The 14,161-nt window shown below is 62.6% G+C and carries 13 protein-coding genes and 1 tRNA gene; 9 read left to right on the top strand and 5 right to left on the bottom strand.

Annotation, left to right across the window (positions count from 1 at the left end; translation table 11 throughout):
• Nucleotides 1–52 precede the first annotated feature (52 nt).
• Both QMB55_RS02855 and QMB55_RS02850 read left to right on the top strand, forming a co-directional pair.
• A complete protein-coding gene (locus QMB55_RS02855) occupies nt 53–391 on the top strand; it encodes a P-II family nitrogen regulator (protein ID WP_497587151.1) in 339 nt (112 codons plus the stop codon).
• 86 nt (nt 392–477) lie between these two features.
• Entirely contained in the window at nt 478–1,068 is a 591-nt protein-coding gene (locus QMB55_RS02850) for an LOG family protein (protein ID WP_497587150.1), read from the top strand.
• A 123-nt stretch (nt 1,069–1,191) separates the two neighbouring features.
• Here QMB55_RS02850 and QMB55_RS02845 read toward each other — a convergent pair whose 3' ends face one another.
• Nucleotides 1,192–1,737: a Smr/MutS family protein gene (locus QMB55_RS02845; RefSeq protein ID WP_497587149.1), complete on the bottom strand. Its 546-nt coding sequence runs from the start codon at nt 1,735–1,737 to the stop codon at nt 1,192–1,194.
• Nucleotides 1,738–1,852: 115 nt separating this feature from the next.
• Nucleotides 1,853–2,812: a thioredoxin-disulfide reductase gene (trxB, locus tag QMB55_RS02840; protein WP_497587148.1), complete on the bottom strand. Its 960-nt coding sequence runs from the start codon at nt 2,810–2,812 to the stop codon at nt 1,853–1,855.
• Between the two features lie 153 nt (nt 2,813–2,965).
• Between trxB and QMB55_RS02835 the strand changes: the two genes are divergently transcribed.
• The 5 genes from QMB55_RS02835 to serS all read left to right on the top strand — a co-directional run bounded on the left by QMB55_RS02835 (nt 2,966) and on the right by serS (nt 9,377).
• The gene (locus tag QMB55_RS02835; RefSeq protein WP_497587147.1) at nt 2,966–3,634 is read left to right on the top strand and encodes a Crp/Fnr family transcriptional regulator; all 669 of its coding nucleotides are present in this window, start codon (nt 2,966–2,968) and stop codon (nt 3,632–3,634) included.
• Nucleotides 3,635–3,708: 74 nt separating this feature from the next.
• Nucleotides 3,709–6,045, top strand: a complete 2,337-nt coding sequence (locus QMB55_RS02830; RefSeq protein WP_497587146.1) for a DNA translocase FtsK — start codon at nt 3,709–3,711, stop codon at nt 6,043–6,045.
• Entirely contained in the window at nt 6,045–6,680 is a 636-nt protein-coding gene (gene lolA, locus QMB55_RS02825) for an outer membrane lipoprotein periplasmic chaperone LolA (RefSeq protein ID WP_497587145.1), read from the top strand. The genes QMB55_RS02830 and lolA overlap by 1 nt, the downstream gene beginning before the upstream one ends.
• A gap of 13 nt (nt 6,681–6,693) precedes the next feature.
• Nucleotides 6,694–8,004 (top strand): replication-associated recombination protein A, encoded by a 1,311-nt coding sequence (locus QMB55_RS02820; RefSeq protein WP_497587144.1) that lies wholly within the window; start codon nt 6,694–6,696, stop codon nt 8,002–8,004.
• 92 nt (nt 8,005–8,096) lie between these two features.
• A complete protein-coding gene (gene serS / locus QMB55_RS02815; RefSeq protein ID WP_497587143.1) occupies nt 8,097–9,377 on the top strand; it encodes a serine--tRNA ligase in 1,281 nt (426 codons plus the stop codon).
• 57 nt (nt 9,378–9,434) lie between these two features.
• Here serS and QMB55_RS02810 read toward each other — a convergent pair whose 3' ends face one another.
• Nucleotides 9,435–10,202 carry a class I SAM-dependent methyltransferase gene (locus QMB55_RS02810; RefSeq protein WP_497587142.1) on the bottom strand — a complete coding sequence of 256 codons (768 nt, stop codon included), beginning with the start codon at nt 10,200–10,202 and terminating at the stop codon, nt 9,435–9,437.
• 60 nt (nt 10,203–10,262) lie between these two features.
• Nucleotides 10,263–10,880: a MarR family winged helix-turn-helix transcriptional regulator gene (locus QMB55_RS02805; RefSeq protein ID WP_497587141.1), complete on the bottom strand. Its 618-nt coding sequence runs from the start codon at nt 10,878–10,880 to the stop codon at nt 10,263–10,265.
• Nucleotides 10,881–11,146: 266 nt separating this feature from the next.
• Here QMB55_RS02805 and QMB55_RS02800 point away from each other — a divergent pair, with 266 nt between their 5' ends.
• Both QMB55_RS02800 and infA read left to right on the top strand, forming a co-directional pair.
• Nucleotides 11,147–12,559, top strand: a complete 1,413-nt coding sequence (locus tag QMB55_RS02800; RefSeq protein ID WP_497587140.1) for an amidohydrolase family protein — start codon at nt 11,147–11,149, stop codon at nt 12,557–12,559.
• A 586-nt stretch (nt 12,560–13,145) separates the two neighbouring features.
• A complete protein-coding gene (infA, locus tag QMB55_RS02795) occupies nt 13,146–13,397 on the top strand; it encodes a translation initiation factor IF-1 (protein WP_497587139.1) in 252 nt (83 codons plus the stop codon).
• 403 nt (nt 13,398–13,800) lie between these two features.
• On the opposite strand, the gene QMB55_RS02790 is transcribed toward infA, so the two are convergent.
• Nucleotides 13,801–13,888, bottom strand: a tRNA-Ser gene (locus QMB55_RS02790).
• Nucleotides 13,889–14,161 lie beyond the last annotated feature (273 nt).

Raw genomic sequence — 14,161 nt, 5'->3', positions numbered from 1 at the left:
GTGTTGCTGCGAACTCTGCTAACATCTCGGGGAATTTTCCGGAGTCTGGACCATGAAGAAAATTGAAGCCGTCATCAAACCGTTCAAGCTCGACGAAGTGCGCGAGGCGCTCTCCGAGATTGGCGTTTCCGGGCTGACCGTGACCGAGGTCAAGGGCTTCGGTCGCCAGAAGGGGCATACCGAGCTTTATCGCGGCGCCGAATACGTTGTCGATTTCCTGCCCAAGGTGAAGATCGAGATCGTGGTTCCCGACGATGCGGTCGAAACCGCCATCGACTCGATCCTCAAGGCGGCGCATACCGGCAAGATCGGCGACGGCAAGATTTTCGTCACCGCAGTTGAGCAGGTGATCCGCATTCGTACCGGTGAAACCGGCGAAGCTGCGGTCTGAGTGCTTCGGAGAGATTTTGACGGCCCGCCGGAGTGCGGGCCGTTTTGCTTTTCGGGCGAGGCGGTGCTTGACGTGGAGTGAGGTAAATGAAATCGGTGTGCGTTTTTTGCGGGGCTTCGGCCGGGCTGCATCCGGCCTATCGCGAGGCTGCCCGCGCCTTCGGAGCCCGCTTGGCGGATGAAGGGATCGAACTGGTTTGGGGGGCGGGAAACGTCGGTCTGATGGGCGAAGTCGCCGATGCCGCGATCGCTGCCGGCGGGCGCACTTTCGGGGTGATCCCGGACTTCATGGTTGAGCGCGAGTTGGCGCACGCGGAAACGACCGAACTGCATGTCGTGCGCACGATGCACGAACGCAAAGCGTTGATGGCCGAACGGGCCGATGCCTTTGTGGCGTTGCCTGGCGGTTTTGGTACGCTCGATGAGCTGTTCGAGATCCTGACCTGGGCGCAGTTGCACCTGCATGCCAAACCGATCGGGCTCTTCAACGTGCGTGGCTTCTTCGACCCTCTGCGTACCCTGGTCGGACACATGGTTGCCGAAGGCTTCGTGCGGCCGAAACACGAGGCGCTGTTTTATGTCGATGACGACGCCTCTCGGCTGCTCGCGGCTTTGCGCGGCCATCAGCCGGCGAGCGGCGACTGGGTCGGGGAAAAGCTCTCGGTCGCTCGAGGCTGAAGGCGTCGATCCTGCCTCGGCGCGTTGTCTCGCGAGCCGGCGCGAGGCAAGGCGGGGGCGGAGGGGGCCTTCCGGTGTTTTTCCTGCTGCGGTGAGCCTTCGCGTTGTCGGCGCTAAGGGGCTTTAATCGCCGGCTTTGAGCAGCACCCACAGAGCGCCTTCGCCCCCGTCGCAGGCCGGCGCGTGGCAGAAGGCCAGTACGTCGCGGCGGCGAGCCAGCCAGCTCTTGGTGAGTTGGCGCAGGACACCGGTGCGGCCGGGCGAGCCGAGTCCGCGCCCATGCACGATGCGCACGCAACGCTTGTCGTGGTGCCTGGCCTCGGCCAGGAAACGATTGATTTCTTCGTGCGCCTCGTGCCGGTTGAGGCCGTGCAGGTCGGTGTGTGCCTGGATCGACCAGCGGCCGCGGCGCAGGTCGCGCAGCACGGTGCGCGGCAACCCGGTGCGCAGGAAGGAGTCCGCGGTGTCGATGGCGAGCAGGTCGTCGATCGAGAGTTCGGCATGCAGGACTTCGGCGATCACCGCTGCCTCGTCGAGTTCCCGCTGGCGCGGCCACGGTCGGGGTTTCGGCCGTTCGTGGAGTACGCGATTCGGCGCCGGCAAGGGGGTCGCGTCGGCGACCGCCGCACGGAAGGAGGCGAGGTCGTCGGCGCTCGGTGCGCTCGGCACGATGGCGCGCCGCTTTGACGGCAGCGGGGAGCGGGAAGGGCGTCTCACGGCGCGTAGGGCTGGAAATGAACGCGGGACGGCAAGGACCGTCCCGCTGGGTTGCGACGAGGGGCGATCAGCCGGCGAGCTGATCGAGGTATTTCTCGGCGTCGAGCGCGGCCATGCAGCCGGTTCCGGCCGAAGTACAGGCTTGGCGATAGATGTGATCCTGCACGTCGCCGGCGGCGAAGACGCCGGGGATACTGGTCTGCGTCGCATTGCCGTTGCGGCCACCTTGCGTGACGAGGTAGCCGTTCTCCATTTCGAGTTGGCCGACGAAGAGGTCGGTGTTCGGCTTGTGGCCGATGGCGATGAACACGCCGTCGACGGCGATGTCGGTGGTGCTGCCGTCGGCCGTGCTCTTCAGGCGCGCGCCAGTGACGCCCTTGGCATCGCCCAGGACTTCGTCGAGCATGCTGTTCCAGGCCAGTGTGACCTTGCCCGCGGCAGCCTTCTCGAAGAGTTTGTCCTGCATGATCTTCTCGCTGCGCAGCTTGTCGCGGCGGTGGATCAGGGTGACGTGGCTGGCGATGTTGGCCAGGTAGAGGGCTTCTTCGACCGCAGTGTTGCCGCCGCCGACCACGGCGACCGGCTTGTTGCGGTAGAAGAACCCGTCGCAGGTCGCGCAGCCCGAGACGCCTTTGCCCATGAAGGCTTCTTCGGAAGGCAGTCCGAGGTATTGCGCCGAGGCGCCGGTGGCGATGATCAGCGCATCGCAGGTGTAGGTGCCGGCGTCGCCGATCAGCGTGAAGGGCTTGTCGCCCAGTTTGGCGGTATGGATGTGGTCGAAAATGATCTCGGTTTCGAAACGCCGCGCGTGCGCTTCGAAGCGCTGCATCAACTCGGGACCTTGAACGCCGTCGGCATCAGCCGGCCAGTTGTCGACCTCGGTGGTGGTCATCAGCTGGCCGCCTTGCGCGAGACCGGTGATCAGCACCGGCTTGAGGTTGGCACGGGCGGCGTAGACCGCGGCGGTGTAGCCGGCGGGGCCGGAGCCCAGGATGAGCAGGCGGCAGTGGCGCGGGGTAGAGGTCATTTCGACTCCTTGCAGTAAGATAAGGCAGTGAGGGATTATAGCGTCAGGATAATGTCAAATCATGTTTCTCTAATATTCATTCGGCAATGACGACGTTGGCTTATGCCGACGGGCATGTCATCCTTATGACTCATTTCGAAGAAAAGAGTGCGCATGGAACAGCTGTCCGTCGGGCGCAGATCGCCTCTTCTCCTGCTGCGGTCGATTCCGCTCTTCGCAGGGCTGCCGGAGAACCAAGTCTATCAAATCGCACGCATGGCCGGGGTGCGCAAGGTTCCGCGCAATACGACCCTGGTGCGGGTCGGTGACAAGACCGATGCCCTCTACGTTCTCGTGAGCGGCAGCGCGAAGGTGCTCAATCGCGACGTCGAAGGGCGGGAAGTCATCCTGACCTTGCTCGGTGCCGGCGAGTGTTTCGGCGAGATGAGCCTGATCGACGGTTCCCCGCGTTCGGCCGACGTCGTCTCCTGCGAACCCTGCGAACTCCTGGTCATCGCCAAGTCGGACTTCGCCCATGCCCTCTCGGAGAACGTCGATTTGTGCCTGAACATCATGAAGAGTTTGGCCGACCGCCTGCGCGAAGCCAACCGCAAGATCGAAAGCCTGGCCCTGCTGGACGTCTACGGGCGGGTCGCCAAACTGCTGCTCGATTTTTCCGAACTCGAGGATGGGCGACGGGTTATCCGGCGCAAGGTCAGCAAGCAGGACATGGCCAAGATGGTCGGCGCTTCGCGCGAGATGGTCAGCCGGGTGATGAAGGACCTGGAGAGCCGCGGTTACGTGCGCAGCGAGGAAGGCTGCCTGATCCTGGCCGTCGATTGAGCTTCCGTTCCGCGATGCGGTTTGCCGGGTTCGGCCGGCTATAATGGCCCCTTGTTTGGCAACCCGGACAACCGATGGCTGTTAAATCCCAAGATTCCGCTAAGCGCGCCCGGCGCGTCGGCGCCGCCGACGAGGCGAGCCCTTTGCCGGAGAAGATCGCCGTCGTGCTGCAGGAGTCGCGCTGGCTGGCGCTGGTCGCGCTCGCCCTGTATCTCGGCCTGGCGTTGGCGGGATACCACCGCGCCGACCCCGGCTGGTCGCACGCCATCCCCAATGCTGTGTTGCAGAATCCCGCCGGCCGCAGCGGCGCCTGGCTTGCGGATCTCCTTCTTTATGTTTTTGGCATTTCGGCCTGGTGGTGGGTGATGCTGCTCGTGATGCTGGTCTGGTCGGGCTACCGCCGCCTCGACGGGTTTCGGATGAGCGACCGGCGGCCCCTGTACATCGCCCTGGGCGGCTTCCTCATTTTGCTGATGGCCAGTTGCGCCCTCGAATCGCTGCGCTTCTACACCCATCCGGCGCAACTACCACTGGCGCCCGGCGGCATGCTGGGCATGGAACTCGGCGCCCTGTGCGTGCGCTACCTTGGCTATACCGGGGCGACGCTGTTCCTGCTCTGTGCCTTTGGCGTCGGTTGGAGCCTGCTCTCGGGGATGTCCTGGCTTTCGGCTGCGGAGCGGCTCGGGGCGCTGGTCGAAGGCTGTTATACCGGCCTGCGCTGGCTGGCGGAAAGCTGGCAGGACCGGCGCATCGGGCGCGAGGTGGCGCGCGAACGCGAAGCGGTCGTGGAGGTCGAGAAGAAACGCGTCGAAACGCACGAACCGATCATCATCGAACCGCCCGCACCCAAGTCCGAGCCGCTGCCGGCCAAGGTCGAAAAGCGCATCGAGCGCGAGCGCCAGACTCCGCTCTTCCCCGAGGCGGTGCTGGGCGGCCTGTTGCCGCCCTTGCACCTGCTGGAGCCGGCGCCGGCGCAGACCGAGCGGGTGACCAACGAGAGCCTCGAATACACCTCGCGTCTGATCGAGCGCAAGTTGGCCGACTTCGGCGTCGAGGTGCGCGTGCTGGCGGCCTATCCGGGACCGGTGATCACGCGCTACGAAATCGAACCGGCGGTGGGCGTCAAAGGTGCGCAGATCGTCAACCTGGCGAAGGATATGGCACGCGCCCTGTCGATGGTGTCGATCCGCGTCGTCGAGACGGTGCCCGGAAAGTCGTGCATGGCGCTCGAACTGCCCAATCCGAAACGGCAGACGGTGCGCCTCTCCGAGATCATCTCGAGCAGCGCCTACCACAGCATGAGTTCGCCGCTGGCGATGACGCTGGGCAAGGACATCGGCGGCCAGCCGGTGGTCGTCGACCTGGCCAAGATGCCGCACCTGCTGGTTGCCGGGACGACGGGCTCGGGCAAGTCGGTGGGCATCAACGCGATGATCCTCTCTCTGCTTTACAAGTCCGAGCCCGATCAGGTGCGCCTCATCCTGGTCGACCCCAAGATGCTCGAACTGTCGATCTACGAAGGTATTCCACACCTGCTGGCGCCGGTGGTGGTGGATATGAAGCAGGCGGCGAACGCGCTCAACTGGTGCGTCGCCGAGATGGAAAAGCGTTACAAGGTCATGTCGGCGGTTGGGGTGCGCAACATCGCCAGCCTCAATCACCGCATCAAGGACGGCGAGAAGGCCGGCAAGAAGGTGCCCAACCCGCTCTCGTTGACGCCGGAAGCCCCCGAGCCGCTGACGACGATGCCGCACATCGTGGTGGTCATCGACGAACTGGCCGATCTGATGATGGTCGCCGGCAAGAAAGTCGAGCAGTTGATCGCGCGACTCGCCCAGAAGGCGCGGGCGGCGGGTATTCACCTGATTCTGGCGACGCAGCGCCCGTCGGTCGATGTGATCACCGGTCTGATCAAGGCCAACATCCCGACCCGCATCTCCTTCCAGGTGTCGTCGAAGATCGATTCGCGCACCATCCTCGATCAAATGGGGGCCGAAGCGTTGCTCGGGCAGGGCGACATGCTCTACCTCGCGCCCGGTACGGGTTACCCGACGCGGGTGCATGGCGCCTTCGTTGCCGACGAGGAGGTGCATCACGTCGTCGATTATCTCAAGCGCGCTGGCGCGCCGGACTACGTCGAAGGCGTGTTGAGCAGCGGCGAGAGCGACGAAGACGGGCTGCCCAACGAGAGCGAGGGCGGCGGTAACGGCGAGTCCGATCCGCTCTACGATCAGGCCGTCGAAGTCGTTTTGAAGAACCGCCGGGCCTCGATTTCGCTGGTCCAGCGGCATTTGCGCATTGGTTACAACCGCTCGGCGCGGTTGATCGAGGCGATGGAAAAGGCCGGGCTCGTCTCGGCCATGGATGCACGCGGTGGACGTGAAGTCCTGTCGCGCAAGGAAGAGAGTTGATGAAACGTACCCTGTTGGCCGTCGCTTTGCTGGCGGCGGTGGGCGCGGCACAGGCCGCGGCCGTCGAGAAAATGCAGCGCTTTCTCGACACCACGCGCACGCTGCGCGCTGAATTTACCCAGACCGTTGTCGGCAAGAGCGGCAAGGCGCCGCAAACCTCGTCTGGGACGATGCTGATCTCGCGTCCTGGCAAGTTCGCCTGGCTGATCGACAAGCCCTACAAGCAGCAACTCGTCGGCGACGGCGAAAAAGTCTGGATGTACGACCCCGACCTGCGCCAGGTGACGGTGCGCAAGTTCGACGCTGCGCTGGGCAGCACGCCGGCGGCGCTGCTCGTCGGCGCGCCGGACGGCAAGGGCGGCGGGCGCAGCGCGCTGGAAAACCGCTTTACCCTGCGTGAGGCGGGGACGCGCGACGGTTTCGAGTGGCTGGAGGCGACGCCCAAGACGCCCGACAGCGGCTTTGAGCGACTCTTGATCGGTTTTGCCGGTGACGAGCTCAAGGCGATGGAGTTGTTCGACAACTTTGGCCAGACGACGCGCCTCGTCTTCGGTCGCAGCGAGCGCAATCCGGCGCTGGCCCCGACGCTCTTCAAGTTCACGCCGCCGCCCGGAGTGGACGTCATCGGCGAGTAAAGGACCATCCGCCGTGAGCGATCTTTTCGCCAGCGCGCCGGCCGTGCCGCTTGCCGAGGCGCTGCGCCCGGCAAGCATCGATGAGGTGATCGGCCAGCGCCATCTACTCGGGCCAGGCAAGCCGCTGCGCCTCGCCTTCGAGGCGCGCAAGCCGCATTCACTGATTCTTTGGGGGCCGCCGGGCGTCGGCAAGACGACGATCGCGCGCCTGATGGCCGATGCTTTCGACGCTGAGTTCGTCGCGCTGTCGGCGGTCTTCTCCGGCGTGAAGGACATCCGCGAGGCGGTGGCACACGCCGAGGCTTTACGCGCCCACGGGCGGCCGACCATCCTCTTCATCGACGAAGTCCATCGCTTCAACAAGGCGCAGCAGGACGCCTTCCTGCCCTTCGTCGAGAGCGGCCTGCTGACGCTGGTCGGGGCGACGACCGAGAACCCGTCCTTCGAGGTGAACTCGGCGCTCCTGTCGCGCGCCAGCGTCTATGTACTCTACGCCCTGTCGGAAGCCGAGATGGGCGAGTTGTTCGACCGTGCTGCGGCGCACGCGCTGCCGCACCTCGCTTTCGATGCGGCGGCGCGCGACCGCCTGATCGGGCAGGCCGACGGCGATGCGCGTCGACTGATCAACCTGCTTGAGCAGGTCGATACCGCGTCGCGGACAGCCGGAGTCGCGCAGGTCGATGGCGATTTCATCGACAGTACGCTGGCCCAGAGCCTGCGTCGCTTCGACAAGGGCGGCGATGCCTTCTACGACCAGATCTCGGCGCTGCACAAATCGGTACGCGGCTCCAATCCCGATGCTGCCCTGTACTGGTTCTGCCGCATGCTCGACGGCGGCGCCGACCCGCGCTACCTTGCTCGGCGCATCGTGCGCATGGCCTGGGAAGACGTCGGTCTGGCCGATCCGCGTGCGGCCCAGCTGGCCGGCGAGGCGGCGGCGACCTACGAGCGCCTGGGCTCACCCGAGGGTGAGCTGGCGCTGGCGCAGGCGGTGATCTACCTCGCCGTGGCCGCCAAATCGAACGCTGGTTACGTCGCGTATAATGCCGCGAGGGCCTTCATTGCCAAAGATGGCTCGCGGCCGGTGCCGTTGCACTTGCGCAACGCACCGACGCGCCTGATGAAGAGCCTCGACTACGGCAAGGACTACCGCTACGCGCACGACGAAGCCGGCGGCTACGCGGCGGGGGAAAACTATTTCCCCGAAGGCATGCCGCGCGTCGATTGGTACCGGCCGGTCGAGCGCGGGCTGGAGATCAAGATCAGCGAGAAGCTCGCGCAATTGCGCGAACTCGACCGCAAGGCGAAAGCCGAGAAGGAATGACGAGGAATACGGGCCGGGCGCGAAGGCAAGCAAGACCCGCGCGCTCGGCCGAGCTTTTTTATTTTCTGGCGAATTGAGACAAAGGACTGACGATGCTGGACATTCAACTGTTGCGCAACAATCTCGATGCCGTCGCTGCACGCCTTGCGACGCGCGGCTACACGCTCGACACGGCGGGCTTCCTGGCCCTCGAAAGCGAGCGCAAGGACTTGCAGACGCGGACGCAGGACCTGCAGGCTTCGCGCAACAGCCTCTCCAAGCAGATCGGGCAGTTGAAAGCCAAAGGCGAGGATGCTTCCGGGGTGATGGCCGAGGTTGCCGCGCTCAAGGCCGATCTCGAAGCCTGCGAGGTGCGCCTGGCCGACTTGCTCAAAGAGTTCGACGCTTTCGTCGCCGTCATCCCCAACCTGCCGCAGGAGAGCGTTCCGGCCGGCCGCGACGAGAGTGGCAACGTCGAGGTCCATCGCTGGGGGGCGCCCCGCGTCTTCGACTTCCCGGTGCGCGATCACGTCGATCTCGGTGAAGGCCTGGGGCAGCTCGATTTTTCCGCTGCGGCCAAGATTTCCGGTGCCCGCTTTTCCCTGCTCAAGGGCGGTTTGGCCCGTCTGCATCGCGCGCTCGCCCAGTTCATGCTCGACACGCACAGCCAGGAGCATGGTTATACCGAGGTCTATACGCCTTACCTCGTCAATGCTGAAAGCATGTTCGGGACCGGGCAGCTGCCCAAGTTCGAGGCCGACCTTTTCAAGGTGCCGCGCCAGGATGCCGACCCGCTCTACCTCATTCCGACCGCCGAAGTGCCGGTGACCAATATCGTACGCGACGAAATCCTCGCCGCCGAGGCGCTGCCGATGAAGTTCGTCTGCCATACGCCGTGCTTCCGCTCCGAGGCCGGCTCGTACGGCAAGGATACGCGTGGCATGATCCGGCAGCACCAGTTCGACAAGGTCGAGTTGGTGCAGGTCGTCACCGCCGAGCAGTCGAACGACGCGCACGAAGCGTTGACCCGTCACGCCGAGGTCATTCTCGAGAAGCTTGGCCTGCCGTACCGCCGCGTGGTGCTGTGCACCGGCGACATGGGCTTTTCGTCGGCCAAGACCTATGACCTCGAAGTCTGGCTACCGGCACAGAACACCTATCGCGAGATTTCTTCCTGCTCGAATTTCGAGGCCTTCCAGGCTCGGCGCATGCAGGCGCGCGTACGCAACGAGAAGAACAAGCCTGAGGCGGTGCATACGCTCAATGGCTCGGGCCTCGCTGTCGGGCGCACGCTCGTGGCAGTGCTCGAAAACTACCAGAACGCCGACGGCAGCATCACCGTTCCGGAAGCCTTGCGTCCCTACATGGGCGGGCAGGAGACGATCCGCGCCTGAGCCTGCGGGCGGCGAACCTGAAAAAAGGCCGGGATGACCGGCCTTTTTCTTTGGTGTTTACTCGAGCCCGGCACGCAGGTGTTCGGCCCAGGCCGGCAGGCGCTTCCAGAAGAAATGCAAACCGGGCAGCGGGCTCTTGTAGCGGAAGTCGTATTCGTTGGCTAGGCGGCGCAGGGTTTGCTCGGCGTAGATGCTGATGTGGCCGTTGCGCGGCGAGATGTACCACCAGTCGATGCGGCGCGGGCGTTGCAGGTGGCCGTCCGAGAGCAGGGTGGAGAAAATCAGCAGACCGGGGTCGCTGAGGCGGGCGGACAGTTCGTCAAGCAGTGGGCGCGGGGCAGGAAGGTGCTCGAAGACTTCGAAAGAAGTGATGAGGTCGAAGCGTGCGTCTGCGGGCAGGGGTGTGCCGCGACCTGCATAGGGGTCGTAGGACTGGCTGTCCCACCCCGCAGCCTGTAGCATCAGGCTGAGGTGCCCTTCGCCGCCGCCGTAATCGAGGTGGCGTAGCTTTGCGTTCGCCGGGAACAGCTTGAGCAGGCCTTGGGCGTTGATTTGCGAGCGTGTGCCGTCGAAGTCGGGGTCAACGCGATGGTAATCCGCGTTGTAGACGTGGCGGGCGAAGTCTTCGGCGGTCCAGTTTTTGAACTCTGGCGCGAACAGGAAACCGCAGGACGGGCACAGGAAGTAGTAGATGGGAACGCCCGAAGGGGTGAGGTAGAGGCCGCGTTCCTCGACGCAGGATTTGTTGAAATCGACCACGTCGTAGGGGGCGGCGTCGCTACCGCAAACGGGACAAGGCTGAGCTTGGACGGAGAGTCGGATCATGACACAGCCTCGGTGAACGGTCTGGGATCACTGCGGCGAAGGCAGGAGCACCGAGGCGTGTTATTGGCGGACGATGTCGGCCAGCGGCGTTGCTGCGTACGCATCGTCTTTGTGCGCGAGGCTGTCGACCAATTCCTTGAGATTGATCTGCAAGGTCTTAAGCACGACGTCCGGCAAGGTGTCGAGCGCAGCCGGCAGGATGCCCTCGGCTGGTCCGGGAAGTTTGGACAAGGCGTCGATCCCCTTGTCGCAAAGCGCCAGTCCGATCCGGCGCCGGTCACTCTTCTGTTTCACCTTTTCGACATATCCCGCCTCGACCAGTTTTTCAACCAGCTGACTGCACGTCGATTGGTGGATGCCGAGACGTACGGCAAGTGCGGTGATGCCAACCCCGGGGTTGCTCTGCACTTCCTGCAGCAACCACATCTGGGTGCCTGGGAGACCGCAGCGCTGTTCGACCTCGCGGAAGTGTTGGCGCATCGAACCGTAGATCACTCGGAATTGTTGCAGAACGTCGAGCAGCAGTTGCGGCCGCTGCAGGGCGTCTTTGTTGGGGGCGTGGGAGGTGGAGTTGTGCATCGCGCCGGTCTGAAAGGCATTGTTCTTGAGCAGCCATTCGCCGGAGGCTTCTGGAGCACCAGGTCCGGGATGGGGCTGTCCCTGATTTCTGTTTGGCATTGTACTGCTTGGCGGAGGCGGTGCAGGCGGTTTGTGTGTGGCAACCCATGCTATGCATGGGGCTCGTGCTGGGGGTGTGTTTTTTTGGTCATTGTCTCGTCCTCACCGCTGCGCTCGGCTACGATTGCAGTTCCGTGTCTCGGGATCGAGGACCTGAGGCTCCTAAAGCACGGATCACTGGGGCTTTGAAATTGGTGAAATGGCGCGGCGTTTTTCGGCGTTTGCTCCGGAAATGAGCGGGTGAAATCGACAATGGAGGTGTGAAAATGTCGTATCAGTACGATGTGCTACTGCAAAACGGGACGGTGGTCGACTATGCAAGCGACCAAGAAGCGGTCATGGACGTCGCCATCGAGGACGGCAAAATCGCCGAGATTGCACCTGGACTGAATCCGACGCAGGCCCGCGAGGTGTTTGACGTCAGCGGTCAGCATGTCGTCCCTGGTATCGTCGATTTGCACACGCATTTCTCCAACTGGGTCGGCGGTCGTTACGGGCACAAGATGCTGGCGTTGGCTGGGGTGACCACGGCGCTCGATATGGCCGGGCCGGTCGAGGGCGTGTGGGATTTGGCGCGCGACCATGGGGCTGGCCTGAACATCGCCAGCATCGAGTATGTGCGCCCGGAGCACACTGTTTCGAACGAAAATCCGAGCGACGCCGAACTGCAGGCGCTTCTGGTACGCTGCCTGCGCCAGGGCGGGCTGGGGCTTAAACTTCTGGGCGGGCACTACCCGCTGACCATGGACGCGACGGCACGAGCAATCGAACTCGTGAATCGCCATCGGGCCTATGTCGCTTTCCATTGCGGTACGCTGAGCAACGGCTCAAACATCGATGGCTTCCTCGATGCGGTCAAACTGGCCAACGGCCAGGCCCTGCATGTGGCGCACATCAACAGCTACACGCGCGGACTCAAACGTCCCTACATGGTGGAAGTCGAGGAAGCGCTCTCGGCGCTGATCGACAATCCCGCCCTGCGTTCCGAGTCTTACCTCTCGCCGATGAACGGTACGAGCGCCAAATGCTCGCAGGGCGTTCCGGAGAGCTTGCAGACTCAAACCAATCTCGCCATGGGCGGCTTCGAGAAAACCGAAGCGGGCCTTGCCGAAGCCATCGTTGCCGGCTGGGCGCACATCAATCTGGAAGAAGGCGGCCAGATGGTGCTCGCGACGGGCGGCAAGGCGCTTGCGCACTGGCGGGCGCACGACACGGACACGACCGTGAGTTTCAAAGTGAATCCGGCTGAACCCCGCCTGCGCCTCGCCACCGCCAAACGACCGTCCGGCGCGTTTGCCGTCGATTGCCTCAGTACCGATGGCGGCGGCATTCCTCGTAACGTCATCGTGCCCATGGGGTTGGCGCTTGTGAAACTGCAAGCGCTGACGATGAAGGAATTCGTGCAGAAGACGAGCTACAACCCCGCGCGCATTCTCGGGCTGACTCAAAAAGGCCACTTCCGACCGGGCGCGGATGCTGACATTTCGGTCTTGAACCTCGACGTACAGGCTCCGGTCATGAGCATGGTCGGAGGGCGCTTGATCATGCACAAAGGGTTCGTGTGCGGCCGCGGAAGCCAGGCCATTACAACGGAGGCCGGGGCTGCGTTTGTCAAAGAGAAGGGCTTGCACCCGCTGGTCGTGGATGTCGCCGAAAGCGGGTTCTATCGACCGCTTTGAGCTTGTGCGGCACGCGTAGCAGACACGGTTTTCGTGCGGGGAGGGGAAAGTATGTCTCCCCGCAGACTGCGCCCGATCCGGTTGCTGTGGCTGTTTGGTGGGATCAGGCAAACGCCAGATCCCCTTGGTGGTTTGGGAAATCTAGAGCGAAGGCGCACTAAAGCGTTGAAAATGCGGTTTGGTTCGGCGTGGTTGCGGCAATGGAATTGCCATCCAGGCATATTTCCTGTATCATCAAGCACTTGTGATGCCCAGTGTTTTTGGGTGTTTTCGGCCGGATTGACGGCCCTCCCCCTCCTCTGAATGTCTTTCTGTCCATGTTATTCATGGTCAGGTCATCTCTCGACCGCGAGACTAAAGACAAAGCATGAACCGTTAGCGCCGGTTCAGAAATTACAAAGGGCGAAGAGCTCTTTGTCCATTCCCTTCAGCATCAAATTCAACGTCTTTTTCAAGGCGCCTGAAGCAAGCCAGTGTCGTTCGGCATAACGACGAAAGCAGGTAAAAGCAAGGCCGAGCAATGGCACATCATCTATTTTGCAGCCGCAAGATAGGCCACATTACGCCCTTCACTCTGGAACCTCTCATGGCCAAAGAAGAATTGCTCGAAATGCAAGGTACTGTCTCGGAAGTTCTCCCGGATTCACGCTTCCAAATCGTCCTGGACAACGGACATTCCTTGGTTGCGTACACTGCAGGAAAGATGCGTAAGCATCACATCCGAATCATTGCAGGCGACAAGGTGTCGCTTGAGCTTTCACCTTATGACCTATCCAAGGGGCGTATTGTTTTCAGACACATTGAAGGCAGGGCGCCTCAAACGCGACCTCGCCGATAACTTTAAGTAACGAATGAATCTAGAGAAACAAAGAACAAAAGCATTGCACTTGTGTAAAAAATCGAACATCACCGTCCGGCGATACGGGAACGCGTGGTGGTTGCTTGGTGAAGGCATAAACCAAGTCTCGGGGGAGATTGCAGGGCTTACAGAATCAGGTCTTGCCTTGATGTGCCGCCCGGTTTTTTCGAGATAGCCCCGCCGGCAGCTTCCCCATGGCAGTCGCAAAGGCGATGGGTGGGGGGGCGTGATGCACCCCCAGCTCCATGTAATTCCGTTCCAGATAGTCTCTGGTTTGTCCCCGGCTTTGTTCCCATGGGGGACTTCTCGGAAGTGCTAGAGCGGTTAGAGCGTTACAAGATCTCTGAAAAAACAAAAGGCCCCGAAGGGCCTTGTGTCGTTCTGGCGGAGAGGGAGGGATTCGAACCCTCGGTTGGTTGCCCAACGCCTGATTTCGAGTCAGGTACAATCGACCACTCTGCCACCTCTCCGCAGAGCCGCGAACTATAGCACAGCTTCTTTTTCTTGTGCATAGGGCTCGTGGTTTTTTTACATTCCCACGCCTTTTTTTATGGCCGTACCCGAAAGTGGGTGGGCGGGTGTTGCATTCTTGGGACGTTTCAGTTCTGGGAGAGCCTAGGTGCGAGTGCGAACATTTTTGTTGTTGCGTGTTCATGTCGAGCGGTGTTTGGCGGGGTGTTGCGTGGGTTTGGGCGGTGTCCCGGGAAGTGGTGTAACAGCGTGAGGGAGTGAGGTGTTCGCCG

This window comes from Propionivibrio sp., assembly GCF_041441355.1.
GTDB lineage: Bacteria > Pseudomonadota > Gammaproteobacteria > Burkholderiales > Rhodocyclaceae > Propionivibrio.
The sequence above is the reverse complement of the archived record's forward strand: the minus strand, read 5'-3'. Positions and strand labels throughout refer to the sequence as shown.

Excerpts from the sequence above, each read along its gene's own strand:
- trxB (WP_497587148.1), bottom strand. The coding sequence starts at position 2,812 with ATGACCTCTACCCCGCGCCACTGCCGCCTGCTCATCCTGGGCTCCGGC.
- QMB55_RS02810 (WP_497587142.1), bottom strand. The coding sequence starts at position 10,202 with ATGATCCGACTCTCCGTCCAAGCTCAGCCTTGTCCCGTTTGCGGTAGC.
- infA (WP_497587139.1), top strand. The coding sequence starts at position 13,146 with ATGGCCAAAGAAGAATTGCTCGAAATGCAAGGTACTGTCTCGGAAGTT.
- lolA (WP_497587145.1), top strand. The coding sequence starts at position 6,045 with ATGAAACGTACCCTGTTGGCCGTCGCTTTGCTGGCGGCGGTGGGCGCG.
- QMB55_RS02850 (WP_497587150.1), top strand. The coding sequence starts at position 478 with ATGAAATCGGTGTGCGTTTTTTGCGGGGCTTCGGCCGGGCTGCATCCG.
- serS (WP_497587143.1), top strand. The coding sequence starts at position 8,097 with ATGCTGGACATTCAACTGTTGCGCAACAATCTCGATGCCGTCGCTGCA.
- QMB55_RS02805 (WP_497587141.1), bottom strand. The coding sequence starts at position 10,880 with ATGCCAAACAGAAATCAGGGACAGCCCCATCCCGGACCTGGTGCTCCA.
- QMB55_RS02855 (WP_497587151.1), top strand. The coding sequence starts at position 53 with ATGAAGAAAATTGAAGCCGTCATCAAACCGTTCAAGCTCGACGAAGTG.
- QMB55_RS02830 (WP_497587146.1), top strand. The coding sequence starts at position 3,709 with ATGGCTGTTAAATCCCAAGATTCCGCTAAGCGCGCCCGGCGCGTCGGC.
- QMB55_RS02835 (WP_497587147.1), top strand. The coding sequence starts at position 2,966 with ATGGAACAGCTGTCCGTCGGGCGCAGATCGCCTCTTCTCCTGCTGCGG.
- QMB55_RS02800 (WP_497587140.1), top strand. The coding sequence starts at position 11,147 with ATGTCGTATCAGTACGATGTGCTACTGCAAAACGGGACGGTGGTCGAC.